Below are 25,060 nucleotides of genomic sequence, written 5' to 3'. Positions count from 1 at the left end.
TCAAAAGTTTTTTCCCAGCATTTCCTTAAGCGTCGACACATCCATCATCTGCTCAGCCAGTAACTTCTTCAGCTTGGCATTCTCGGCCTCAAGCGCCTTCAGCTTTTTTGCGTCAGACACTTCCATTCCGCCATACTTGGACCGCCATTTCTAAAATGTCGCATCGCTGACACCATGCTTGCGGCAAAGCTCCTTCGCGCCAAGCCCAGCCTGATGCTCTTTCAATATCCCAATGATCTGTTCTTCGCTGAAACGGCTTCTCTTCATCCTCTGTCTCCTTGTTGGAGAACAGGCTAACTCAAAACACCGGACTTTTCAGGGGAGCAGGTCACAGGCAGCAAAGATACCCACACAAACCTAATGCCAAACGGAAGTGCTGTGAGAGGACGCGTTCTAAGTGTCTCGCTCAGCTGTCGCGGCGGACGGTGTAGAGGGCGCCTGCATCGAGCGGACCGGTGATCGCGCTCACCGTGCCGTCGGCCCAGCGGATGGTCAGGCTGGCAGCAAAGGTGGCGGTGCCGAGACCGAAGTGCACGCGCGGGGCATCAAAAGACATGAAGCCGCCGCCGAGCTGGATCTCGCGGGTCATCATCCGCCCGTCGCCGTCGGTCAGGGTCAGCACCGCGCCGATGCCATCGCGGTTGCCGACCATGTCTTCCAACTCAAACGCGATGGCGTGACCGTCCTGGGCATTGTTACGAAACATGACCAGCGGCCCGTTCACCGGATGTGTGATCAAATCCAGATCGCCATCGCCCTCCATGTCGAATGCGGTGGCAGAGGCGGTCATCAGGTAGTCCTCAAGTCCGAAGGGGCCCGAGGCCTCAACAAACGTGCCCTCTCCGGTGTTGTGAAAGAACATGTTCGAGGGGCTGACCTCGTTCGGGACCCAGGTGCCGTTGACGATATATACATCCTGCCAGCCGTCGTTGTCGAAATCCGCCACCTTGGTGTCCCAGCTCCACCCCCCAACCTCAAGTCCACGCGGGCCTGCGGTGTCGGTATAGGTCGCCCCCTGCCATTCCAGCAGGACGTTGGAGCGCAGGATCTGTTGAATGCTCGCCTCGGCCTCGTCTGCCGTGATCGTGCGAACGGGTAGAAAGTGCAGGTCGCAAAAGCTGCGTGGGCGCGGCTGGTCTGCGGGGATCAGTTCGCAGATGGCAGGATCGTTGCGCTGGATGGCGAGATCCTTGACCAGCATCGCCTTGCATTCGCCCTGGAGCCGCCCGGTGAGCTCCTGACACTTTGAGGCATAGGTCGGGTCGAAATTATTGCCTGACCTGTACCAGGTCTTGATCTCCATGTTCTGCGCGCAGGTCGCCTGGGCTTGTGGGTTTCCGATGGCGTCGCAGTAAAGATCGAGGTCCTGCATCTTGAGCTTGCGTGATACGCCCGAAGAGCGCCCCGCGATCTGGGCCATGTAAATCTCGGGTGAGCCGTCGTTCATCAGATCGGCGGTCTTGAGCGCCATGGTGGTGGTGGTGGTGTGCGGGATCAGCGCATCAGCGTGGGTGATCGGGGTAAACCCGCGCGCGCCGTCGTTGCGATAGATATAGTCGGGGATTTCAAAGTCGTTGCCCACCAGCAGATCGGCTGTGCCGTTGCCGTCGATGTCCGAGAACAGGATCGACAGGGTTTCCCCGGGGATGCCAGGCAGGTCCGTGAAATCCGCCCCGCTGAGCGCGCCCGCGTCGTTCCACACGATGCGGTTACGAGATTCCTCGCCCGGCACACGGCGATACCAACCCGAGGTCCAGTTGCCGAGGGCCAGGTCAAGATCACCGTCGCGGTCGGCATCGGCGAGGCTCAGGGCAAGCGACAGGACGGCATTGTCGCGGTTTTTGATCAGAGAGGGCGTGCCAGTAAAGCGACCGTTCACGTTGCGCCAGAGGTAATTGCCTTGCCGGTAGGTGGCGATCACAAGATCGCGCCAGCCGTCATTGTCCACATCCGCCAGCGCGGCGTTAAAGACCGGCATGTCCGCTAGAGGGCCCAGATCAGCAGCGATCCGGCTGAATGCGCCAGTGCCGTCATTGGCGTAGAGGTAGAGGCCCTGTTCCGTCGAGGCGACGACGAGATCAAGATCGCGGTCGTTGTCGATATCCCCCGACGCAAGGCTACGCCCCTCCCAGAAGGGGGGCCACATGTCGGCCATGGAAAATTCGAGCGGGGCGTCGATGCCCCGGGTGTCGGCTTCCATCCGGGTAAAGCCGGTGTCGGCTGCGGGGGATTTCGGCGCGAAGGGCGTGGCAGTGATGTGGATGCGGGCGGCGTCGGGCGAGGTGACCTGCCAGTGGTCGGCGCTGGCGGCGTGGGCGGCCCACATCATGCGCGGCGGGTCTTGCTGTGCCTGCCCGGTCAGCATCTTCAGCGCCTGGTCGGTCTTGTATTCGTGCCAGCCATGCGCAGCATAGCCTGAGACCACACCCATCACCACCACAGTGGCGGCCAGCATCCAGGCGGCGCGCCGACCCACCGATTGCGCCACGATAAAGTAGGAATAGACACTGAAGCTGCCCAAGGTAAACAGCAGCGCCATGACATAGCCCTGCTCCATCCCGGAGGCCAGCAGCACACCGGCCATCACCACATCAAACCCGATGGGCACCGGCAGGAACACCCCCACCAGAGCGACGGCCAGAAGCACCCAGAGCGAGAATTGCAGCCCCAGGATCAGGTTGCCGGGCAGGAATACGGCCGCGACCGTGCCCAGAAAGCCCGCAAGGAGCATCAGCGGCACCGTCATCCTGACGATGTACCATAGGTTCCACAGGTAGCTGCGGGTGACCTCCCATACTGCGATATGCAGGCTCTCGTTTTTGGGCTGGCCGGTGGTGATCTCGTCCGCGCTCCAGGGGGACTGGACGCGTAGCTCTGGCGCGATTTCGGTGCGGGGCAACAGGCGCGCCATCAGCGGGATAACCAGCAGGATGATCACCAGGGACAGCGCGATCTTGGTCAGCGCCATGTAAAGCGGCAGAAGCGAAAAGAGCATGGTCAGCACCACCACGTTCAGCGTAGGTGAGGCGATCATCGCGCTGAGCGTGGTTTCGGCGCGCAGGCCAGAGCTATACATTCCGCGCGCGATTGGCGCCGCGCAGTTCACGCAGACGCCCAGAGGTGTGCCGATCGCAAGCCCCAGGAACGAGTTCGAGAACCGGCCCTTGAAGCTTTTGGTGCGCAGATAGCCCGCGGCGGTCAGGAAGGCGGCGGCGAAAAGCACACCGAAGGTCATGCCCTTCTTGTTGGTGTTGATCCAGTTCAGCGTGGACCAGAAGATATGCTGGACGATATTCATATCGTCGGTGATTGGAAACCTGGCCTCGAAGCTGAGGGCATCCTCAAGCTGGATGGCGCCGGACATCATCGCTTTTTCATTCAGCGCCGGGTAGCGCGATCCGGTCCAGAACAGATAGGCCAGCACGGCGACGATCAGCAGGGCGAACAGGAAACGCAGGCTGTGACCCGGACGGATGAGGTTGATATTGGACATAGGAATGTTTCCAGAGATTAAATCAAGCGTCTCAACGAATGCTCAACGAGGCTAAAGTCATAATTCTGTGGCGGCTCAGGGGAGCTGTCAAGGTGCGAACATGCGGTGGACGAAGTCCTGGAAGACGGCCTTTCTTTTTTGCAGATCGGGGTGCAGGCCGCCCGGTCCTTCTCTTGCCACAGGGCGGTCGTGGCATCGGCCCCACGAGCGGCGGCGAGGTCGGGCTTTCAACGATGGTTGATGCGCGCGCCCCGGTTCTGGTGTGAGCTGGTCACCTGGGCCCTGTGCGCGCAGGGTCACCTGCCGGTTCAAAACCGGTTTCCACTTTTGAGCAACATGCTCTAAGTCATTGCTGGTTTGCGTGCCTGCGGGATTTCTTGGCGTGGTAGCGACCGCATTCCTGCCCGCTGGCCTGCCCGGCAATATCCCGTCATTCAATGACCGGGTGGACCGGATGCTGGGGGGGGGGCGAGGGGGGGGGAGGCCTGAACACGGGGGGGACACAAGAAAATCCTGAACCCGGCTTACCGGCGGTAACTTCGAATGGTCCCCCGGCACGTTGCACCGGGGGGCTTTCAGGATCAGCCTTTGGAATCAGCTTTCTTTTCAAGATCGGTAATCCGGCTGTGCAGCTGTTCGATGTAGATATGCGCCTTTTCCAACTCCGTCAGCATCGACAGCACTTTGCTGGACAGCTCGTACTGACCGGATTCCGGCGTTGCCCCGACAGAGGGCAGATGGCCATTCTGCCACATGAACGCGGCGTTCTGTTCGATCGGCAGCAATTCGTAATCTTCGCCAAAGACGCCGTCACAGGGGGTCGCGCAACTGCCCGATGTTGTGATCGTCCCCGGGATTATCAAATTGCCATCTTCATCCAGTTGGAACTGGGTCGGGCGACCTGATCCGTCGAAGGTGATGCGGAACACATCGAAGGTGGGATTGAGGTTCAGCCGGATGGGATAGGGCGCATCGGTGGATTCAAGCCGGATCGCCACGCTGCCGCTGCCCTTGAGGTGCAGGTTTTCATCGGGCGTGGTGTCGGTGCCCATGCCGACGTCGTTGTTCGCCCCAATCACAATCGCATTGCTGTCGGCACCTGGGATGATACGTAACGGCAGTTGCGAGCCGTTGGTGACGTCGCGCACGAAAAAGCCTGCCTCATTGCCGGCCACGTCCCAGACTTGGGAAGCGAAGCCGCTGGAGCCGTCCTGGTCCAGGCGCAGGGTTGGCGAGTTGCCGTTGACCACGTGCAGATCGACGCTTGGTGTCGCGGTGCCAAAACCAACGCGTCCGGTGTTGTTGACGAAGATCGAGTTGTTGCGCGCCCCGGCGGTGACGGTGAACGGGGTGCGACCGCCGTCGATATCGTCGATCGAGAACTTGTTGGCGCCGCCATTGGTGCTGTCGTTGGCGGTCAGCTGCCAGTCAGCGGACGGAAAACTGGCGCTGCTCGAGGTGTCCTGAAACTTGATGCGGGTGTTGTTTTCCTTGAGCCGGATCGTGTCAAAGCCAAAGCTTTCGCCGTTAACGCAGTCCTGGCCGACGCAGAGGCTGCCCTGGACGATAAGATCGTCCGCTATCACCTGGTCGGCCCTGCCAGTGCCGGTCAGCGCCACAAGCGCGCTGGCGCCAAAAGCTGTGGCCTTGAGGCCAGTATACAGAGAATAGGTCATAAAATCTCCTTCGCGACTATCGGTCTTTGGTGTTATTGTTTTGGGCCAGGGGCCGGGCTTTGCCGGATCCCTCTGGGTCAGCTGCCTTCTTCTTTGATTTCCTCGGGGATGACAATCATGCCGCGTTCGACGGTAAATGATCCGTTGACGACGTATGGCACCGCTGTACTGCTGCGCTCCGCATCGCCCCGGCCCTGGTTGATCGTGTTGTCGACCTTGACGGTTTTCTTGGTCGCGGCGCGCAGCTCGAAGTCATAAACGCCGTCCACGGCCTTGGTCGGGTCAAGCTTATATACGGGGGTGCCAGACGGCGCCTGGATTTCGGTGCGCGCACCGTCTGGGGTGACGACAATCAGGGTGGCGTTGCTTAGCCCGCTCCAGTTCTCGAACCAGACGGCATTGGAACTGTGCCGCTTGACCGGATCGACGGCCCATGCGGCGCCGGTCGCGGTCAGGGCGAGGCTGGTGCTGAGAAGAACGGTTCTGAAAAGATGGGGCATCAAATAAAGTCCTCTTTCTACTGTTGAAGATTGCGCAGAGCCGGGATTCCCGGCGCTGTCTCAAATCGCATTGCTGTCGGTATTGTACACCGTATCTGTATGAACGACTAAGACTTAATTCACCTTTTTGTGATCAGCGCCCACCTAATTGGTGCTCAGAACGCGGTCAAACATCTTCTCCATGTGGGGCTTGCGCGACGTTCTCGTCAGGGTTGCTTTCCGCCGCGCCAGAGCGTCTCGGCCAGGGCTTGGGACTCATTGATCTGGTCCGGGGTCATGCGGGCCTGAAGGGCGGCACTCAGCGGCAGCGCGGCCTTCAGCCCGCCAGAACCCGCCAGAGCCAGCCACATCTGCGCCAGCACATAATCCTGCGGCAGGCCGCGCCCCTGCATGTAAAGCAGCCCCAGATTGGCCATCGCGGCAGCGTGTCCCTTGTTTGCGGCGGCGTTAAACAGCGTGGCGGCGGCGCGCCAGTCGGCGGGGCTGGGGCCTTCCAGATGTACCAGCATCCAGCCCAGTTGGAATTCGGCCACCGGATCGCCGGTCTGGGCATCCGCGCGCAGGGTGGCGATGCCGTCCTGGTCCGAGGGCGGCGGGGCGAGGCGGGGGTCGTAGACAAACCCGGCCCCGGCCTGCGCTGCCTGTGTCCCCGCGCCGCCCTGCCGGTACAGCGCAGCCGCGCGGGCATCGTCCTGGGGCACACCAAAGCCGTTTTCATACATCACGCCCAGATTGGTGAGCGCGGTGGCCAGGCCCTGTTCGGCGGCAGCAGCGAGAAGGGCTGCGGCGCGGTCGTAATCCTGCGGCACCCCGGTGCCGCGCACATACAACAGGCCAAGGTTGTTCTGCGCCCTCGCGTTGCCGGCGGCGGCGGGGCCTTCATAAAGCGCCTTGGCGCGGGCGTAATCCTGCGCCACGCCGGTGCCGTTCTGCACCATCACGCCCAGACTGACGGCGGCGTTCGTGTGCCCGGCCTCGGCGGCACGTTCGTAAAGCGCGGCGGCACGGGCCAGGGCGGCGGGATTATCCGTGTCCATCTCAAGCACGGCGGCAAGATCGAACAGGTGCTGCGGCGCGCCCTGTTCTGCGGCGGCCGAGAGCCAACGCAGGGCGGCGGCACGATCCGCAGGAACCCCAAGGCCGACGTGATAATACTGGCCCAGCCGGTTCTGCGCTTCCGCGTCGTTGGCCTCTGCCGCGCGGGCATACCATGCGGCGGCCTGGGCAAAGTTCTGGATCACGCCCGCGCCATCGTGATAGCGCGCGGCAAGGGTGAGCTGTGCGGCGATGTCCCCGGCCTCGGCGGCAGTGCGCAGATCGGCTAGACTGGCGGTGCCGACGTCCTGCGCATGCAGGCCGCCCGGCAGCAGCGCCAGAGCCAGCAGTACCGCTGCCAGAAGGGTCGGTCGCAGTGTCTTCATGGTCGTACCACGGTCTGCTCGGTTTGAGGCACCTGCGCCGCGATGCCTGCGTAGAGCGCGCGGGCGGCGGTCTGTGCCTCGGCGATCTGCTCGGGCGTCATCAGGGCGGCGATCACGTCGCGGGTCGCGGCGGCGGCGCCATCCCCGGCGCCGCCCGCGAGGTTGAGCCAGGTGTGCGCGGCAACGTAGTCCTGTGCCAGGCCATGATCGCCGCTGGCATAGGCCTGTCCAAGCAGCGCCTGCGCGGGGACGTCGCCAGCCTCAGCCGCGCGGGTGATCAGCGCCAGTGCCTCGGCCTGGCGCTCGGGGGTGTCGATCAGCAGCTGCCCCAGAGCGCCCGCTGCGCCGTGAGTACCGTCCTCGGCCCGCGCAGAGAGCCAGTCCTGCGCCTCTGCGTTGCCCGCAGCGGCGGCGGCGGCGGCCCAGGGCACCGCGCGTTGCGGCGCCAGCTTGCCGTCGAGCGCACCAGAGGCCGCCAGCCGTCCGAGCTGCTGCATCGCCGCCGGTTCTCCGGCCTCGGCTGCCTGACGATAAAGCGCTATGGCACGGTCCATTTCGCGGGGCACGCTGCGCCCGATCTCATAAAACTGCCCCAGCACAGCCTGCGCGCGCGGCAGGCCGGTGTCGGCAGCACTTTCGTACCATTGGAACGCAAGCGCATCATCCTGCGGCAGCACCGCGCCGGTGGCATAGCTCTGTCCGAGGTTGAACATCGCGCCGGGATCACCCGCCTCGGCGGCTGCGGTCAACCAACGCAGCGCCTCGGTCGCATCGACGGTGACATCCTTGCCGGTCAGGTAACGGGTGCCCAGGATGCGCTGCGCCAGCGGCAGCCCGGCCTCGGCGGCGCGGCGATACCAGCGCAGGGCCGCCTGCGCATTGGCGGCGGCGCCCTGACCGGTGTCATAGGCTTGGGCGAGAGAAAACTGTGCCTCGATATGGCCCTGACCGGCAGCTTCTTCGAGCCAACGCAGCCCTTCGGTCGGGTCGGGCTTTGTGCCCTCGCCCCGGGCATAGGCCTGGGCCACCGCGTATTGCGCCGCGATATTGCCCTGTTCAGCGGCGGCCAGAAACCAGGTAAAGGCGGCCTCCGGATCGGGCGCCATGCCCTGGCCCGAACGCGCCAGCAGCCCGAGGTAATACTGCGCCTCGGCATCGCCGCGCGCGGCGGCGCGGTTCAGCAGGGCAGCCGCGCGTTCAGGGTCGCGCGGCTGGTCGGGGATATCCGCCGACAGCAGCACCCGCGCCAGCAGGGTCGCGGCCTCGATGTGGTTCTGCGCCACCGCCCGGTCGAGCCAGAGCACAGCGCCGGCGATGTCGCGCGGCCCGCCGCGCCCCTCAAGCAGCACCCGGCCATAGCGAAACTGCGCAAGCGGTGTGCCAGTCTGCTCGGCCAGCTGTCTGAGCCCCTCGCGCACAAAGACGTAATCGCGACGCGCCCAGGCCTGTTCGATGACAGCCATGTCGGGCAGGGCAGCGGCATCGGGGGTGGTTTGCGCGGCTGGTTCGGGGCTGGCAGAGCTGTCCTGGGCGTTTGCGGGCAGGGCGGCGATCAGCAGCGTCAGCAGGGCGGACGGGACCATGTGAAAGGGGGGCATCGGATCTCCTGAGGCAATCGGGTGTCTGCAATCGGGGGCTGGATAATGCCAGGACGTTAACGGGTATTCCGGCGCGGTGCGAGTCTCAATTCGGCGGCAGACCCCAGAGCCAGACCGGCGCCCCTGCCGTACAGAGCACCGTCCCGAAGGACAGCGACCGGATGGCGCGCCAGCCGCCTTGCTCTTGTCCCGATTTCGATCCGGTGCTCTTTCGGGCGATGTTTGCTGTGAAGGAGACAAGCAACGGCAACGAGCTATACAGACGAGCTTTGGCGTGATGCTATGGGCATCGCAACCAGCGGTGGCCTGACCCGCTCGCAAGTGGCGTCAGATCGAGGCGGTCGATAAAACCGCCTCACCTGAAGCAATAGTTCGCGGGTGAAACCGGGGCGATTCAATATCGGAATCGGTCCGACCTGCAAGAAGAACCACCTCTGGAAAGAGGGGTGCCCGGCCTCGTTGGCCCCGGGGCGAGCCCGGGGCGCGATGCCAATCTATTACCGCAGCCCCTCCAGGTCGGCGTCAGATAAAGTTGAAGTCGTCGATGCTCAAGTCCGAGGCCGATACGCCCTCGATCAGGATCGTGTGCCCCAAGTGGTCGATCTGCGCACCGCCATCCAAGTCGGTGATGCTGAGTGCGTCGAATTTACCCTGCAACCCGGTGTCAGGTTCATTTTCGACCCCCTTGAGGCGGAAGACATCCACGCCAATTTCAAAGTCGGTGACCAGATCAGCCTCCCCACTCTGGAAGACGTTGAAGATGAAGGTATCTGCACCTTCGCCGCCGGTCATCGTGTCGTCACCATCCCCGCCGTTGAGGGTATCGTCACCTTGGCCACCGTCGAGCACATCGTTTCTGCCGCCGCCGTACAGCATGTCATCGTCAAGACCGCCCTCAATCGTATCGTCGCCGAAGCCTCCTCCAATTGTGTCTTGTCCCGCGCCGCCTCTGAGAAGGTCTTTGCCTGCACCGCCGCCCAAGTCGTCATTGCCCGCTTCGCCCTCGATCGTATCGTCGCCGAGACCGCCACCGAGGGTATCGTTGCCGTCCCCGCCAAATATCAGGTCGTCGCCGGACCCACCGTCGGCGATGTCCTCACCGAGACCGCCATTGATAGTGTCGTCACCCCCACCGCCCGTCAGCGTGTCTGCTCCATCGTCACCATCCAGGCTGTCGTCACCCGATCCGCCGCCAAGGAAATCGTCGCCCTCGCCGCCGAAGACCGTGTCATCGCCCGCACCTGCGTTCGCGCTGTCGTTACCTGCGCCGCTGTCGATCGCGTCGTCACCCGCGCCGCCACCTATTGTGTCGTCGCCATCGCCACCCGACAAGTCGTCGTTGTCGTCACTGCCCGAGATCCGGTCATTGCCTGCGCCGCCGTCAATTGTGTCTTCGCCCGCAAGCCCCGCCAACGTATCATCAAAGGCGCCCCCTGTCAGCGCGTCCGGTCCTGGCCCCCCAACGATCAGCAGCGCCTCGTCGGCATCCGAGATCGCAAGACTCAGCGGAAGGCTGGCCTCGATGCCGGTGCCCAGCGCCGGATCGTCGAGCGTGACAGTGACGTCGAGGTTGGGCCGAGTTTCGAAATCAAGCGCGGTGCCGGCCCGCAGGAACAGCTCGGTGCCGATGATCTCGAACAGGGCGGCATCGGCGCCGGCCAGCGCCAGGGCATTGCTGCCGAGCGCGTCGTCGGTCACATCGATATCGGCCAGCTTGATGCGCGCCGAGACATCCGCCGCCTCGGACAGGCTTGCGACCACGCCGCTCAGCGCCAGGGTCGGGGCCTCATTGGCATCCGAGATCGCAAGGCTCAGCGGAAGGCTGGCCTCGATGCCTGTGCCCAGCGCCGGATCGTCGAGCGTGACGCTGACGTCGAGGCTGGGCCGGGTTTCAAAGTCAAGCGCGGTGCCGGCCCGCAGGAACAGCTCGGTGCCGATGATTTCGAACAGGGCGGCATCGGCCCCCGCCAGCGCCAGGGCATTGCTGCCGAGCGCATCGTCGGTCACGTCGATATCGGCCAGCTTGATGCGCGTAGTAACATCCGCCGCCTCGGACAGGCTTGCGACCACGCCGCTCAGCGCCAGGGTCGGGGCCTCATTGGCATCCGCAATCGCAAGGCTCAGCGGAAGGCTGGCCTCGATGCCTGTGCCGAGCGCCGGATCGTCGAGCGTGACAGTGACGTCGAGGCTGGGCCGGGTTTCGAAATCAAGCGCGGTGCCGGCCCGCAGGAACAGCTCGGTGCCGATGATCTCGAACAGGGCGGCATCGGCCCCCGCCAGCGCCAAGGCATTGCTGCCGAGCGCGTCGTCGGTCACGTCGATATCGGCCAGCTTGATGCGCGTAGTAACATCTGCCGCCTCGGACAGGCTTGCGACCACGCCGCTCAGCGCCAGGGTCGGGGCCTCATTGGCATCCGAGATCGCAAGGCTCAGCGGAAGGCTGGCCTCGATACCGGTGCCCAGCGCCGGATCGTCGAGCGTGACGCTGACGTCGAGGCTGGGCAGGGTTTCAAAGTCAAGCGCGGTGCCGGCCCGCAGGAACAGCTCGGTGCCGATGATCTCGAACAGGGCGGCATCGGCCCCCGCCAGCGCCAGGGCATTGCTGCCGAGCGCATCGTCGGTCACGTCGATATCGGCCAGCTTGATGCGCGTAGTAACATCTGCCGCCTCGGACAGGCTTGCGACCACGCCGCTCAGCGCCAGGGTCGGCACGTTATTCACAGGTGTAACGTCGATTGTGACAAAAGCCGTTGAAGAAACACCGGCATCTCCGTCGGACACGGAGACCGCGACGGTACGTGTTGCCGCCACATCCTCCAATGACGTCTCGTAGGTCAGGGTGCCGAGCAAGGTGGAGAGTCGGGCGGGCGTCGCGTCGGCAGAAAGAAGAATTTGCATGTCCTGACCGGCGAGCCCGGTTTGACCCGCCTGCAATGTACCGATCGTGACGCCGCCCACTTGAACCGCGGCCCCGTTGGTTTGCCCGCTCGGCAAGGAGACACCGACCCCGAATCCAAGCGTTTCATCCGATGTTCCGCCGCCCTGGAACGCGACTGTCAGAAGCCCGGAGGACAATGTCGCAGAATCCAGATCAAACACCGATGCTGCACTGTCCTGATCAAGGACGCGAGCTCCATCGCCTTCGGTATAGGTGAGGACATCCCCAGTCAGAGACTGAATTTCGGGCCGATTGAGGACATCGACCGTCACGGTTGCCGAGTCGGTGTTTGGACCAGAGATTGTTGTCGAGCCATCGTTGGCAGAGACGGTGACGATGATATCTGCGGCATTGCCGGACGTTGGCGTAACCGACAAGGAGGCCAGAGTGGCGTTGACGTCGGTCAGGGAACCGGAGACCGAAACCGTCTCGCCGCCCGACCCGACGAGCACGGCTGCGCCTTCGGCTGTCATGTCCAGAGCGCCGCGCCCTGCCGGGATGGCGACAGACACGGAAACCTGCGCACTGTCGGCATCGGCAACGGAAATCCCGGTGATCAACGTCGCCTGGGAATCCGGTGCCTGAAAGATTGCTCCAGGCACAGTAAGAATCGGCGGCGCATCGACAATGACCGTAAACGCGGCCGCCGAGGAGGTCCCCGCAACCGGCCCCGCCGACGCATCGCGCAGTGTGGTGTCAAAGCTGTGTGTCCCGGGATCGGTCGAGCGGTAGCTCAGGGTCTGGAGAAATGTGCTCAGCCTGTCGGGGGTTGCGTCGGCGGACAGAGTGAGGACCAGATCATTGCTGCCTTGCCCGTCCGACGTCACGGTGCCGATGGCAATGCCGTCGACGGTTACTGTCTCGGCGGTGGCAAGGGTTTGATCTGCGCCCGACAGAACGAGGCCCGATGTCGAGAAGTCACCGGATAGCAATGTTCCACGCGAAATCGTTAGTTCGCCGCCGTCAAAATCGGCATCATCGGCATCGAAGACAGCGGCACCCGCAAACCTGTCGATAGCTGCAACCGCACCAAACGCGACGCTGACTGAATCGCCATCCAAATCTGTGATGACCGGGGCGTTGGGGGTCACCTGCACTGCAAAGGCCGCAGTGGCCGTCGAGGCGCCGCCATCCGCCGTGCCATCACCATCATCGACCGTCAGCAGGAAATTCCGCGTCTCGACGATTGTCGGGATGTCGTAGGTCAGCGATTGCAGGAAGGTAGCCACCAGCGCCGGGGTTGCGGTTGCTGCAAGATCAATCTGAAGCGGCGCGCCGGTGGCCCCGCTGGCAGAGACGGTGCCAAGCGTCACGCCCCCGACCGCAACGGTTTCGGCGGTCGCAAAGACGGAATCGCCCCCCGAGGTCACCCCGAGCCCTAAGCCAAAGGTTCCGTTGGCCGCCCCGCCGGTTTGCGCGATGCGCACAATGCCGCCGTCGAAATCGGCGGAATCGATGTCGGACAGGGTGGCGTCTGTCAGGCCCGTCAGGGCCTGCGCCCCCGCGCCGGATTGAAGGATTGTCGAAGTGTCGCCCGATACGCCGGTTTCGACCGGAGCATCGTTGACCGGGGTCACTGTGGCATCGACCGTCGCTGTCGAGGTCCAGACCCCGTCACCTGCGGTGTAGGAAAAGCTGGCGGCGCCGTTTGTGTCAGGCGTGGGTGTGAACACGACGTCGCTGCCCACGATCTGCACCGTGCCGCCGACAGCGGCCTGAACAGAGGTGATTGTTAAACCGGGCCCGAAGTTCACATCGTTGGACAGTAGGCTCGCAAAGGAGAGGATAAGATCGCTGTCTTCGCGCGTGTTGGAACTGTCACCAAAAGAGATACCATCATCAATGACCTCGACCGAAATCGACGCCTCGTTGCTGACCTGGCCACTGGCATCGGTCACAGTGAGGGACAGGCCTGTGTTCCCCGTCGGGATGGTTGCGGTGGATTGGTATTGCAGCGCCTCGATCAGCGCCTCGACCGCCGTTCCCGTCGCGGAGCCCCCGGAGAAGGCGATTTCCAGATTGTCGCCTGCCACACCGTCCTGGACGATGGTGCCAAAGGCGGTGCCGTCAAAACTGACGGTTGTGCCCGATACCTCGATGCCGACACCGCCGGTTCCGTTCAGGATCGACAATTGGTCCGTCGTGGCACCGCGCGGTGTCTGATAGCTCAGCGACAGGCTGCCGCCATCAAAGCCGGACATATCCGCATCGGACAGCGTGATGTCCGCGTCCAGAACCACGGGGCCGGCGATCAGGGCGGAGGCGAGCGGTGTCACCGGCGTATCGACACCGCCGATCACGGGGGGCTGAAGCGTAGGGCCACCGCTGATCGAGATTGTCTGAACCACCGGTGCCGATTCTCCACCTTCGCCATCTGTAACGGAATAGACCAGGCTGCGTTCAGGCCGTGGTGTGGCGGAGGTGTTGAGGTAGGCCACCTGTAGCCCAAGCGCGTCGACAGCCGCGTTTGACACGGTTCCCGAAAACGCCACGATCAGATCGGTGCCCGCTGTGCCGCCCGATATCGTGCCGATGACGCTGCCGCCAAAGCTGACCTGATTGCCCGCAACGGTGATCCCATTGCCGTCGATGATGGAAAAGTTGTCCTCGGCGGACGTGGTCCGCCCGGACACCCGGAATTCGCCATTGGTAAAGTCGGTGGTGTCCACGTCCGCGACAGTGAAGCCGGTGTTGAACGTGGCAGGCGTGACTGGCACACCGCCCGAATAATCGAGCGGGACAGTGGCGTCGATGGCCGAAAGGATCGGATCATCCTCAACAGCCTCGATTTCGACCGTGAAGGTTTCGGTGGGTTCCACGTTTAGTGCCGCATCCGTCAGGACGACTTCGACCGTCCGGGGGCTGTCGGTCGGATTGTCGCCTTCGCTGTTGGTGTATTGCAGCGCCTGGACGATCTTTTCGATCTCCTCCGCCGTGGGGCGGCGCTGAAAGAAAAAACTCCCGAAGACCTGGTCCGTGGGCTGAAAAGTCACAGTGATGTTGCGCGTGTTGTTTCCGGCGACGGATCCGATGATGCTGCGTCCAGCAAAACCTACGTCCTCGTTAATGTAGAGGGTCGCACCGTCGAACTGGATCTCACCGGTTGTTGTTGAGGTCGAGAACGTCAGGCCATCATTGGCGCCTGAGCCGGTCATCGTAATGTCCAGCGTGCCGCCGGCATAGATTGTCGGATCGCCAGTCGCGCCATCGGCGGTGAATTGCAACTCATCGTCGATCAGGACGTTACCCGATTGTTCGACATAGGTCACCGACCGGTCGGGCGGGCCGGGAGGCGTGACCGCTTCAATCACAAAGGCTGCGGTCTGCACCGCAGAGGTCGCGCCATCGCCGTCGGATACGGTGATGTTCACTTCGCGGGTCGTCTCGGGCGGGGTGGCGATGTTGCCATAGCGCAGCGCCTCGATCAGCTGTTCCACAACAGCAGGCGTGGCCGTGGCCGAGGTGAAATCAACGCTCAGCGCGTTGCCGTCCAGACCGTCCGAACTGATCGTGCCGATAACCGTCCCGGAAAACGACAGCTCCGTACCCGAGATCGAGAACGGACCGGAGGTATCAAAGCTCAGCGCCTCGCCCACGGTCGAGGCACCGGGGCGGAATCCTGAGAATGCGATGGTCAGGGCACCGCCGTTGAACTCGGCAGAATCGCTGTCGCTCAGGGTGACATCGGCATCCACTACCTGTGGTGTTATGCCCACCAGGGCCGAATCGAAGATCACCGAAGGTGCCAGATCTGTCAGGACCGGCGCGGCATTGCCATCGGTGATCGTAACCGTGACCGTATCCAGATCGGATGAACCGGGCGCGCCATCGACGGTGCCCGACAGCTGAATGTCCAGAACCCGCGTTCCCGGCGTCGCCGCCGGATTGGAAAAGCGCAGCGCATCCAGCAGAACCTGCACCCGATCAGTGGTGGCGTTGGTGCCCAGTGTGATCGTCAGGTCGGTGCCCGCCTGACCGTTTTCTGTCCCGTCGATGGTGCCCAGCAGAAGCCTCTGGATGTTCTCAAAGCCCACACCGGTATCTGTTGAAATATAGACCTCCGTCAGCCCGGTCGTGCCGTTGACCTCGGTGTCGATGCCGGTCGCATTGCTGCTCCCACCCTCGAAGGCCAGGGTATCGGTCACTGCCAGCAGATCGCCCGCGTCGCTGCCGCCCGCGCCATAGCGCACGGTCAATTCAAAACCGTCCAGCGATTGCGATGGGCCGTCCGGATCACTGATCAGATAGCTTTCGGCGAAATCCAGCGGATCGGTGGCCAGTTCGGCATCGGTGATCGTGCGATCCGCCGACCCGCCGGAATCGGCAGGCAATTCCAGCTGCGGCGCATCATCGACCGGAGTAACGGTAATCTCTACCGCCCCAGAGGTCGAGGTGCCGGCCTTGTCCGATGCCACGACGCTCAGGGTGATGGGGGCGGTCGAATCCTGCGGCGGTGTCAGGGTCAGGCCAGCCACGCTGGCGTTCACATCCGCGACAGACCCCTGGATCGAAACCGACCCGGAGCCGCTGCCAGAGACGACCGCAGCGCCGGACGCCGTCACATCCAGCGTTGCCGCGGCCGTCAGAATCAGCGTGACACTGTCGTCTTCCGGATCCGAGACAGAGATGCCGGTGATCGCCTCTACCGCGTCTTCATCCAACGTCACCGCACCCGGCAACGTCAGATCAGGGTCGGCATTCGCGACCGCATCGGTGACGATAAAGTCGGCCGTGATCTGGGTTTGCGTGGTGCCGTCTGCCGACCAGTTGCCGACAGTGGCAAGGGCGGCCAGCAGATCGGCCTTGGTGCCGGTCGTCGGACCGGTATAGAGCACCGAGTCGACATTGCTTGTCGCCGCGCCGAGCGCGATTGCGGTCTCGTCTTCGACCAGACCAGCCGGAACGCCGGACTGGTTGACCGAGCTTGTATCACCCTCGCGGCCATCGCCGGTTCCCTGAAAGGTATCGCGGTAGGTGCTGACGGCATAAATGAACGATGGATCCTGGATCTGGTTGCCGACAAGGTTGCCCTGGAATGCGATGATCTGATCGCCGCCTGTGTTCAGCTCCAGCGGTTGATTGATGCCGCCGATTCCGACAATCAGGGGCTGCGTGAATTCCGTTCCGTCTGTGAGAAAGTTGATCACCGTCCCGGCAGCATAATCGGTCGACGCCGTCCAAAGCAGTGTCCCTTCTGCCGAGTTGGTATTGTCGAAGCTCGCGGAGCCGTCTTGCGTGCCGACGTCGGTAAAGTAGATTTCGGTGCCCGCTTCGACGCCCGACAACAGGGCGAACGAGAAATCCGACCCCTCGCCGTTGGTGTTGAAGCCGACAATCGCGAGGCCGCCAGGTGCAAGGGTTGTCATAAATACTTCCTTCTGAAATATCGCCTGAAATACGGTTTGGCAGGAACGTCCAGGCGTTCGGCCCATGGCCTTGATACCTGATGTGCTTGCGTCTCACTTAAAACGATACAGGAGGGTTGACGGGATGCGAAGGAATTTTTTGCTTAGGCGGCGCTGTCAGAGGGATTTGAACCTCGTCCCTTTTCCCGGCCACCGGAGTGCTTTACCCGTCCCCATGAAAAGGGCACCTCATTATGAAAGCTTTGAGCGCGGGCAGGCCGATTTCATACCGCTTCCAAGTTTTGCCAAGATCCTGGCTTTCGAGGATGTCTGCATCCTGCAGGCTCAGCACGACTGGCGTGCCGGCGCCGGGAACGTCGTAGTGCTCCAAGAACATGGTATTGGTTTTCAACCGCAGACGCTCTGCATGAATCGCCGCCTCTCCGCCGGAGCGAAGCCGTTGTCAGCAGCAGGTGTTGTTCCGGTTTTGACTGAGCAGGAGCGGCGGACAAACATGCCTTGCGCACCTCCCCGAGCCAAGCCGGATCACCGCCTGCACCAGTTCATCGTAAGTCTCGATTGCCTCTGAAAGATCGTCCGATGTGACCTTCACGAGAGTGCTGTCCTTCAGGCTCCCGCGCTTGACGGGGTTGACTCCCGGAAAGCGGCAAATCCCGTTGACTGCCTCTTCCTCTTGGTTTACCAGATCCGCGCCATCACCGGCGAGGCCTTTATGCAAACAGCCGATATCGATACCGTCGAGACGACTGTGGATATTCAGTGGCAGATCTTGGCTGTGTCAACACAGTCATGGCCATGGTGCCTGGTAAACCGGAAAAGGAAACACCGTGAGATTATTCAAACAGTTGGGGCTGCAACGCAGCGGGACCAATGCTTTTCGTGCCATCGTGGAAGAAAACCTGCCCGACTGTCTTTTTCTGGCCAATATTCTGGGAGACAAGCACGTGCCCCAAAGCTGGGACAAGATGGCCGCGTGGCTGGCGCAGAACCCAACGGCGGAGGGGCTGACGCCAGAGCTTTATGCCCAGATGGCAGAAGAGGTGCGCACTCACAGGTTGTGCGTTGTGGTCTCTATCAAGGATCCGGTGTCATGGCTCTGGAGCTATTTTCGCTTTGCCAAGAAAAAGGCTGAGTACCGCAATCCGGATCAGGAGTTTGTCTTTACGCCGAATTTCGCGGAGCAGTGCCTGACATCATGGTCCGAGCGGATGACACAGTATTTGCAGTTCGCGCTGGAAAACAAAGAGCGGACCATGGTGGTTCAGCACGAAGAACTGCTGAAATCCCCCGGCGCCGTTCTGGACCGTTTTTGCGCTACCTTCGCGCTGACGCCGCCGGATGATCCGGAATTGTTCCAGCAAGCCTATGCGCGTCGCGGTACTGAAAACCAGCACGGCAAGGATCTGGTCAACCCCAAGGTCAAGTTTGACTCCAGCTATCATCTGGAGGGGCGGTGGGCCGCAGACATGCCGCCTGAACACTATGATCGGGGCATGCAGTTTTCGCGAGTTTATTTCGAGAAACATCCCGAATTTGTACCATTCTTTTTGCCCGAAACACTCACCGACCGGCGCGTCTGATGGTGCGCGGCGGGCTTTGCGGACCGGTGTGCGGACAGCCGACTGAAAACCCCGTGTTTTATTGTTATAACGCGGCTAGGGTAATTCAGCCATCTCAATGCAAAACAATTTGGAGCAGAAAACAAAATGAACTTTAGCGATGCCAGAACGAACTTCAAACGTCCATTTGCACAGTGGAACGGCAGAGATGAAGAGCATTCTGAAGGAATGGCGTGCGAACGCATTTATCAGGAGTTTTTGCCCGAATTCGACCCCAAGTTTACAATCGCTAATGACGCGCATGTTTATACAATCGGGAGTTGTTTTGCCTGGGAGATCCAGCGCGCCTTGAACGAGCGCGGTTTCAATGTGCCCGATTTTTATGAGGATCAACGGTTCTCCAGCGTTGAAGGCGTCAAGGATGGCGCATTTTTCACCCGCTTCAATATCGGCTCGATGCATAACGAAATCCGCAACTTGGTGGATGAAAATTTTTTGGGCGAAAAGTTGCTTTATGGCGACAATGATAAAGTACTGGATGTACACTTCGGCACCGGGCGCGTGCAGGGGCTTGGTACACGGGGTGAAAAGCTGGAAGCGCGATCTTATTTCAGAGGCAAAGCGCGTGACCACCTGAACAAATGTGATCTGTTCATCATCACGCTTGGCCTGTCAGAGGCGTTTTTCGATATCGAGCAAGGGTTGTATCTTAATTCCGCACCACCAGCCCGGTTTGCACTGCAAAATCCGGAACGTTTTGAAGCAAGGTTGATAGACTATACTGAAAGCCTGAAAATGCTGAGCGAAATACGCGATATGCTCAAAGAGATCCAACCGAACATCAAGATGATGGTCACGGTGTCCCCTGTTGCCTTGGGCAACACATTTTCAGGGCAGGATGTGGTGGTGGCTTCAGGGCAGGATGTGGTGGTGGCAAACAGCCAGTCCAAAGCGATCCTGCGCGCTGTTGCGGGAACCTTCACCGCAGAGCATGACGACGCATTCTATTTCCCGAGCTATGAGGCCGTCCAGTATTCTGACCCTGAGTTTGCTTATCGCTGGGACAAGCGCCATGTGAAGAAAGATATGGTCTCCAAGATCATCAATTTGTTTTCCCGGAAGGTGATTGTGGCCTAGACGTGTTCGGTGCAGGTGTTTCCAATCGTGTCCGATCAGCGAAATCAAAAGTATGACGACGATATCGCAGACAAACATGTGCGTTTGATCGAGCAAGGATAGGCGATGGAATTGCTTTGGTTTCTGTGCGTCGCAGAAAGGGTCTTCAAAACGAAACGGCGGCCCTGAAAAGGGCCGCCGAAAGTTGTGAAATGGGTCGGATAGATCAGGCGAAGACCATCATATCGGCCACATATTCGAGGCCATACAATGTGCCGCTGTCGGCGAAGGCCAGGCCGGTGACTTCTTCCGCACCGTGCCAAGTTTCCGCATCCAGGCTTTCCTCTTCCTGAGCCAGGAATGTGGCAGTCGCCGTTGTTCCGTCATCAGTAAGGTCGCTCAGACGAAGGCTTGCGGAATCTGGGCCATTGTAGGTCGATATAGATGCCGCGACCAAAGGATTGGTGCCGACCTCGGAATTGAACTCGAACTCGTCTCCGAGACTCGTAACAGTATTTCCGGTGTTGAAGGCTTCGCCCGTGATGCCATGCCAGTCGACGATGTCGTCCTCGTTCGCAGCGTCGATCGCTGCCCAGCCAACGACTTCCGACCTGTGATAGTTGTCGGACCCTTCCTCTTCCTGAAGCGCAAACTCAAAGCCGGTTGTGGTAACGTTCCGGGCCCGCACGACATCATAGGATGCCCCGTTATGGGTTTGGACCTGCAACAGGATTTCAGGTGCTTCGTCGAAGGCTTGCTCGAAGACAACCGACTGGAACACTTCCGTATCCCCCCGTTGTGTTGCCGCTTCACCAACCTGAAGCAAGCTGCCGTCGGCCAATGTCCAAGTTCCTTCCTCGAAGGTAAGGAGCGTGACATTCTCGGCAGCATGAGCGCCTTTCCCAACGTAAAAGTCGGGCTTTTCAAGGAAAAGTGTCGCGCCGGTCGAGGTGACGCTGGAGAAGTCCACCGTGACCGGTACGGCATCGTTCATGCTTACCGGGCTGGCAAAGACGACAGGGTTGATGAAGGATGCTCCGTTCTCGAAGGTGACTGTCTGGCCGAGTTCATTGAGGTTTGTCACCTGCTGCACGGTGCCAAGGGTCAACGCTTCGCTATACTCGATGTCAAGCTGCATATCGTATAGCTTGGCCGAGTCCTGACGGTCGCCTTTGACATAGACGGCAGTATCGAAGAAATCGGAATCCAGGTTCACCCCATTGGGGGTTACTGCCGACAGAACCAGACCCTCGGGCATCTTGTCGCCCGCATTCAGCGTTCCGTTCACATTGCTCCAGCCATCGTCGATGACACCGTTGCCGTCTTCATCCAGAAGTGTGGTGTCGACGGTCATCCAGCCTGCGCTGCTTGCCAGTGGCGACTTGCCGTCCCAATCCAGCAGGTTGATCGTGGTCGTGATCGGCTCGCCGGTTTCGTACTTGATGTTGTTGTTCTGGAACGGTGGCTGGCTGTTCGGCTCAAGTGGGATTTCGAGACCGGGCAAATCCTGACCAAACTTGTTGGGGGTCAGGCGCCAGCGCGGGCCGGACACCAGATCATCTTCGGCGTAGCCGGCGGCAATGGCATCTTCTGGCGTACGGAAGCTTTCAAAGACATTCGCATAAGGATTGTCGGGCAGTTTGTCGTAGGACCACTCGAAGGGCTCGCGGTCTACGGTGGTGTACCATTCTGCCGTGAAGCCCTCGTCGAGATCCTCGGTCGAAAAGTCCAGTTCGGCATCATCAGCCAACGAAGCAAGATTGTCATCACGCAGCACGGTGCCGATGGGTTGGCCGCCATCATCCTCATTGCGGTAGCCCACGAGGTTGTTGTCGGGATCGTAGACGGCAATGCCACCTGCGGTCAGATCAATGTTCCCGCTTGCGTCCAGCTTGAAATAGCTGGGCAGGAATGTGCCTTCGCCATTGTAGCTGTCTACTGGCGACACCCAAAGCGTGTTCGAGGCGTTATCCGGATCTGTCACGATGTAGTGGGATGGCAGGCGCCCGATGGCAGCCTCGTTTTCATAATCCTCGGGACGGATCTGGTCGTTGGGGTTGTTGGTGATGTCGTGGTTGACCACCAGTTCGGCCTTGGTGATAATATAGCCTGCCGAGCCGTTCTCGAGGCTGTCGGGTGTGCCGTTTTCGTCAAGGTCCTCTGTCCATTCGCTGGGCAGGTCGAGGTTGACCTCCATCCGGATATCGTTCGGACGCTTCACGGCTTCGCCCCAGCGATAGAGGAACTTGCCGTCGTCTTTCAAGGTTATCGAATAGTCCTGGCCATACGCGATGTCGTAGGTCAGGCTGTTTTCGTTGGGATCCATCAGGTCGGTCAGATCCGCCGTGCCGCCATAGCCGTTCAGGAAACTGTCAACGACATCCGCCGTTCCATCATTATCCAGATCAAGACCGCCGACAACAAGATCCTCGACGACGCCTGCGGCGTTCGTGGCCTGCACTGTGGTCGCGACAGTGCTGTAAGTATCCAAGACGCCATCACGATCAAAGTCGATATCGCTATAGGTCGCGTCTTCGCCCGGCCCTGTATTGGCCATCGCGACCTGCAGGCCCTTTGACAGCTCATGCACATAGCGCTCGTGTGTCAAACCCTCTTCCAACGCACCGTTCAGACCCGTGGGGCGTAGATCCAGAAGTTTTAGGTCGTCATCCAGTTGCATAATCGCATCCGGATCGCCGGGAAATTTTTGATCCGAAAGGATGCTTTGCATCGACACGTAATGCTCGGTCGAGGCCTTTACGGTCGCGCCCCCCAGCCCGAGCGACCACGTGCCAAGAGGCGCGCCGGATTTCATCACGTCTGTCGCGGCGTTGGACACGGCCAGCCCGGTCACGTTGTTGTCGATGTCGAAAATATTGCCGGCAAAGCCTTCTGCGAAGTCACCATCGAGAGTCTTGTCTTCTGCTCCGATGAAATCGGTTACGAGAAAGCCGAATTCGCTGTCCGTTCCGTAGAGGACGTTTCCGTCTTTGTCTACCTGAGGTGTGACAACTGCCCCGGCCGTATCAAGCAGCGACGGATTATCGGTGTAGGTGACGCCGGAATACGTAAACGTGAGGTCCTCAATTGAGAACACATGCAGAGGTGATAAATAGGTAACAGCCATGACAGCTTTCCTTTCTTCTAGATTGGGCGCAAGCAAATTACGCCTACGGAGACCACCGAATCTGCCAGTTTTCGGCAATTCAAACTGATTGTTAATAATTCATTAATTCGTATGTGTTGATGTAAATCAATCCGCTGTCGCATTTCCTTGAAATGAAATAGTTTTTGGACAACCATGACTTGAATTGGCGCCAGTGATTCACCTCATGGGCGATCTGATCGCCCGAGGCGCGCATACGCCTGACCTGGCCCGCCGCATGATCAGGCCCAACGCCCCTCGTGCGGTGCGCTTCGCGTCAGCTTCTGTAATGGTGGTCCGGGTCTGATGAATGCTGTGGCCGAGCCATCGGGGCCGACAGGGTGGGTGTCCCGGTTTGCGGACCTGTAGCGTTTCGCGAAAAGGGGGGGAAACGCTACAGGGTATTGATTTTACCGATGTCCTGACCGAGAAAACCTATCGGAGTTTTCTCGTAGGGCCTTATTGCAGATCGCTGAACGCAGCTTGCAGGCGTTCGACGGCTTCGATGATGCGGGCGCGCGGCATGCCGACGTTGAAGCGCAGGAAGGTTTCGCCGCCGGTGCCGAAGGTTGAGCCGTAATTTACCGCGATGCGTGCCCCCTTATTGACGCGTTTCTTGTATTCTTCGCGACTCATGCCAGTGCCCGAAAAATCAACCCATGACAGATAGGTGGATTCAAGATTCATCGAGGAGATGCCGGGAATGGCGTTGACGCCTTCATCAAAGAGTTTGCGGTTGCCGTCGAGATAGGTGACCAGTTCGTCAACCCATACGGCGCCCTCGGCGCTATAGGCACCGGTTGTCATTGCCACGCCGAAATCGTGGCTGGCCAGCGACAGGGCCGTCATGCGGGCCTTGAGCTGGCCGCGCAGCGTATCGCTGGATACGATCATCTGGCCGCAATGCGACCCGGCGGTGTTGAAGGTTTTCGACGGTGCGGTGAGCATGATCAACCGGTCCGCGATACCGGGATCAGCCAGCGGCATGGCCGTGTGTTGGTGATCGGAAAAGACCAGATCGTGATGCACTTCATCCGAGATGACCAGTAGGTCATGGCGGCGGGCGAAATCGCCGACAGCGCGCAATTCATCCTTGCTCCAGACCCGTCCGCCGGGGTTGTGCGGCGAGCAGAGGATCAGCATTTTCTCTTTGCCGGTCATCAGCGGTTCATAGGCGTCGAAATCCATCTCGTAGCGGCCCGCATTGTTGACCAGCGGGCATTCGACAACATTGCGGTTCGCGGAACGGATGACCCGGGCAAAGGCATGATAGACCGGCGTAAACAGCACCACCGCATCGCCGGGACTGGTCAGCGTGTCGATGGCGATGCCGACGCCGTTGCAAAGGCCGGTCGTGGTCAATATCCAGTCGTGTTCAATCTCCCAGCCATGGCGGTTCTTCATCCACCATTGAATCGCCGATGTGTAGGGGCTGTAGTCGCCAAGATAGCCGTAAATGCCATGTTCAAGCTTGGCGCGTACTGCGTCCTGCACGCAGTCGGGTGAGCGGAAATCCATATCCGCAACCCACATGGCCAACCCGTCATCGGCCGGAACGCCATAGAGTTTCTCCATCATGTCCCACTTGCTGGACAGGTGGCCGCGCCGGTCGATGATCTCGTCGAAATTCATTGGTGCTCTCCTATTAGGCTGCGCGCGCAAGCTAGCCGAATTGGCGTTGGGTGCAAGAGGCGTTGCAGATTGGCGAGGCATATCCTAAATGACCCCTATGAAACGGCCAATCCTCATCCACCCCGACCCGCGCCTGAAAAAGGTCTGCACGCCCGTTGCCGATGTGACGGACGGGTTGCGCCAGCTGTCCAGGGACATGCTTGAAACCATGTATGACGCGCCCGGCATCGGTTTGGCCGCGCCGCAGGTCGGTGTGCTTGAGCGGCTGATCGTGCTCGATTGCGTCAAGGGTGAGAATGAAACCCCGCGCCCGATGGTGATGATCAACCCCGAGGTTGTCGCCGCGTCGGATGAGACGAATGTCTATGAAGAGGGGTGCTTGTCGATCCCCGATCAATATGGCGAGGTGACCCGGCCCAAAGAGGTCGAGGTACGCTGGATGGATACCGACGGGAACGCGCATCAAGAGGGATTTGACGCACTCTGGGCGACCTGCGTACAGCACGAGATCGACCACCTGAATGGCAAGCTGTTCATTGATTATCTCGGCGCGATGAAGCGGCAGATGATCACCCGCCGGATGCAAAAGCTGAAACGTGAAATGGCGCGGGGCTAG

At 60.8% G+C, this 25,060-nt stretch carries 12 protein-coding genes and 1 pseudogene; 4 read left to right on the top strand and 9 right to left on the bottom strand.

Annotated features, from left to right (window positions below; translation table 11 throughout):
* Nucleotides 1-9 precede the first annotated feature (9 nt).
* From BMZ91_RS09835 to BMZ91_RS09805, 7 genes and pseudogenes are all read right to left on the bottom strand, one after another.
* A pseudogene (locus BMZ91_RS09835) lies at nt 10-267 on the bottom strand (transposase); the annotation flags it as partial.
* Nucleotides 268-406: 139 nt separating this feature from the next.
* Nucleotides 407-3,493: an FG-GAP-like repeat-containing protein gene (locus BMZ91_RS09830; protein ID WP_092837812.1), complete on the bottom strand. Its 3,087-nt coding sequence runs from the start codon at nt 3,491-3,493 to the stop codon at nt 407-409.
* Between the two features lie 581 nt (nt 3,494-4,074).
* Nucleotides 4,075-5,169, bottom strand: a complete 1,095-nt coding sequence (locus BMZ91_RS09825; protein WP_092837809.1) for a hypothetical protein — start codon at nt 5,167-5,169, stop codon at nt 4,075-4,077.
* Nucleotides 5,170-5,246: 77 nt separating this feature from the next.
* A complete protein-coding gene (locus BMZ91_RS09820) occupies nt 5,247-5,669 on the bottom strand; it encodes a hypothetical protein (protein ID WP_092837806.1) in 423 nt (140 codons plus the stop codon).
* Nucleotides 5,670-5,875: 206 nt separating this feature from the next.
* Complete coding sequence (locus tag BMZ91_RS09815) at nt 5,876-7,090, bottom strand: tetratricopeptide repeat protein (RefSeq protein WP_092837803.1); 1,215 nt, start codon at nt 7,088-7,090, stop codon at nt 5,876-5,878.
* The gene (locus tag BMZ91_RS09810) at nt 7,087-8,688 is read right to left on the bottom strand and encodes an SEL1-like repeat protein (RefSeq protein WP_092837800.1); all 1,602 of its coding nucleotides are present in this window, start codon (nt 8,686-8,688) and stop codon (nt 7,087-7,089) included. Before BMZ91_RS09810 ends, BMZ91_RS09815 begins: the two co-directional genes overlap by 4 nt.
* A gap of 522 nt (nt 8,689-9,210) precedes the next feature.
* Nucleotides 9,211-16,992 (bottom strand): beta strand repeat-containing protein, encoded by a 7,782-nt coding sequence (locus BMZ91_RS09805; protein ID WP_092837797.1) that lies wholly within the window; start codon nt 16,990-16,992, stop codon nt 9,211-9,213.
* A 214-nt stretch (nt 16,993-17,206) separates the two neighbouring features.
* Here BMZ91_RS09805 and BMZ91_RS21080 point away from each other — a divergent pair, with 214 nt between their 5' ends.
* The 3 genes from BMZ91_RS21080 to BMZ91_RS09790 all read left to right on the top strand — a co-directional run bounded on the left by BMZ91_RS21080 (nt 17,207) and on the right by BMZ91_RS09790 (nt 19,688).
* A complete protein-coding gene (locus BMZ91_RS21080; RefSeq protein ID WP_143076324.1) occupies nt 17,207-17,560 on the top strand; it encodes a hypothetical protein in 354 nt (117 codons plus the stop codon).
* A gap of 259 nt (nt 17,561-17,819) precedes the next feature.
* Nucleotides 17,820-18,572 carry a sulfotransferase domain-containing protein gene (locus BMZ91_RS09795; protein WP_143076323.1) on the top strand — a complete coding sequence of 251 codons (753 nt, stop codon included), beginning with the start codon at nt 17,820-17,822 and terminating at the stop codon, nt 18,570-18,572.
* 126 nt (nt 18,573-18,698) lie between these two features.
* Nucleotides 18,699-19,688 (top strand): GSCFA domain-containing protein, encoded by a 990-nt coding sequence (locus BMZ91_RS09790; protein ID WP_092837788.1) that lies wholly within the window; start codon nt 18,699-18,701, stop codon nt 19,686-19,688.
* 205 nt (nt 19,689-19,893) lie between these two features.
* On the opposite strand, the gene BMZ91_RS09785 is transcribed toward BMZ91_RS09790, so the two are convergent.
* Nucleotides 19,894-22,794, bottom strand: coding sequence for an H-type lectin domain-containing protein (locus BMZ91_RS09785; RefSeq protein ID WP_092837784.1), 2,901 nt, complete (start codon nt 22,792-22,794; stop codon nt 19,894-19,896).
* A gap of 477 nt (nt 22,795-23,271) precedes the next feature.
* Nucleotides 23,272-24,444, bottom strand: a complete 1,173-nt coding sequence (locus tag BMZ91_RS09780) for a MalY/PatB family protein (RefSeq protein WP_092837782.1) — start codon at nt 24,442-24,444, stop codon at nt 23,272-23,274.
* 97 nt (nt 24,445-24,541) lie between these two features.
* Here BMZ91_RS09780 and def point away from each other — a divergent pair, with 97 nt between their 5' ends.
* On the top strand, nt 24,542-25,060 hold the full coding sequence (def, locus tag BMZ91_RS09775) for a peptide deformylase (RefSeq protein ID WP_092837779.1): 519 nt from the start codon (nt 24,542-24,544) through the stop codon (nt 25,058-25,060).

This window comes from Roseovarius lutimaris, assembly GCF_900115165.1.
GTDB lineage: Bacteria > Pseudomonadota > Alphaproteobacteria > Rhodobacterales > Rhodobacteraceae > Roseovarius > Roseovarius lutimaris.
Note: the sequence above shows the minus strand (reverse complement) of the source record. Positions and strands in the feature narration are given on the sequence as shown.

Bases quoted from the DNA above. Each gene is read 5' to 3' on its own strand.
- BMZ91_RS09805 (WP_092837797.1), bottom strand. From the start codon at position 16,992: ATGACAACCCTTGCACCTGGCGGCCTCGCGATTGTCGGCTTCAACACC.
- BMZ91_RS09830 (WP_092837812.1), bottom strand. From the start codon at position 3,493: ATGTCCAATATCAACCTCATCCGTCCGGGTCACAGCCTGCGTTTCCTG.
- BMZ91_RS09820 (WP_092837806.1), bottom strand. From the start codon at position 5,669: ATGCCCCATCTTTTCAGAACCGTTCTTCTCAGCACCAGCCTCGCCCTG.
- BMZ91_RS09785 (WP_092837784.1), bottom strand. From the start codon at position 22,794: ATGGCTGTTACCTATTTATCACCTCTGCATGTGTTCTCAATTGAGGAC.
- BMZ91_RS09780 (WP_092837782.1), bottom strand. From the start codon at position 24,444: ATGAATTTCGACGAGATCATCGACCGGCGCGGCCACCTGTCCAGCAAG.
- BMZ91_RS09825 (WP_092837809.1), bottom strand. From the start codon at position 5,169: ATGACCTATTCTCTGTATACTGGCCTCAAGGCCACAGCTTTTGGCGCC.
- BMZ91_RS21080 (WP_143076324.1), top strand. From the start codon at position 17,207: ATGAAAAGGGCACCTCATTATGAAAGCTTTGAGCGCGGGCAGGCCGAT.
- def (WP_092837779.1), top strand. From the start codon at position 24,542: ATGAAACGGCCAATCCTCATCCACCCCGACCCGCGCCTGAAAAAGGTC.
- BMZ91_RS09815 (WP_092837803.1), bottom strand. From the start codon at position 7,090: ATGAAGACACTGCGACCGACCCTTCTGGCAGCGGTACTGCTGGCTCTG.
- BMZ91_RS09790 (WP_092837788.1), top strand. From the start codon at position 18,699: ATGAACTTTAGCGATGCCAGAACGAACTTCAAACGTCCATTTGCACAG.
- BMZ91_RS09810 (WP_092837800.1), bottom strand. From the start codon at position 8,688: ATGCCCCCCTTTCACATGGTCCCGTCCGCCCTGCTGACGCTGCTGATC.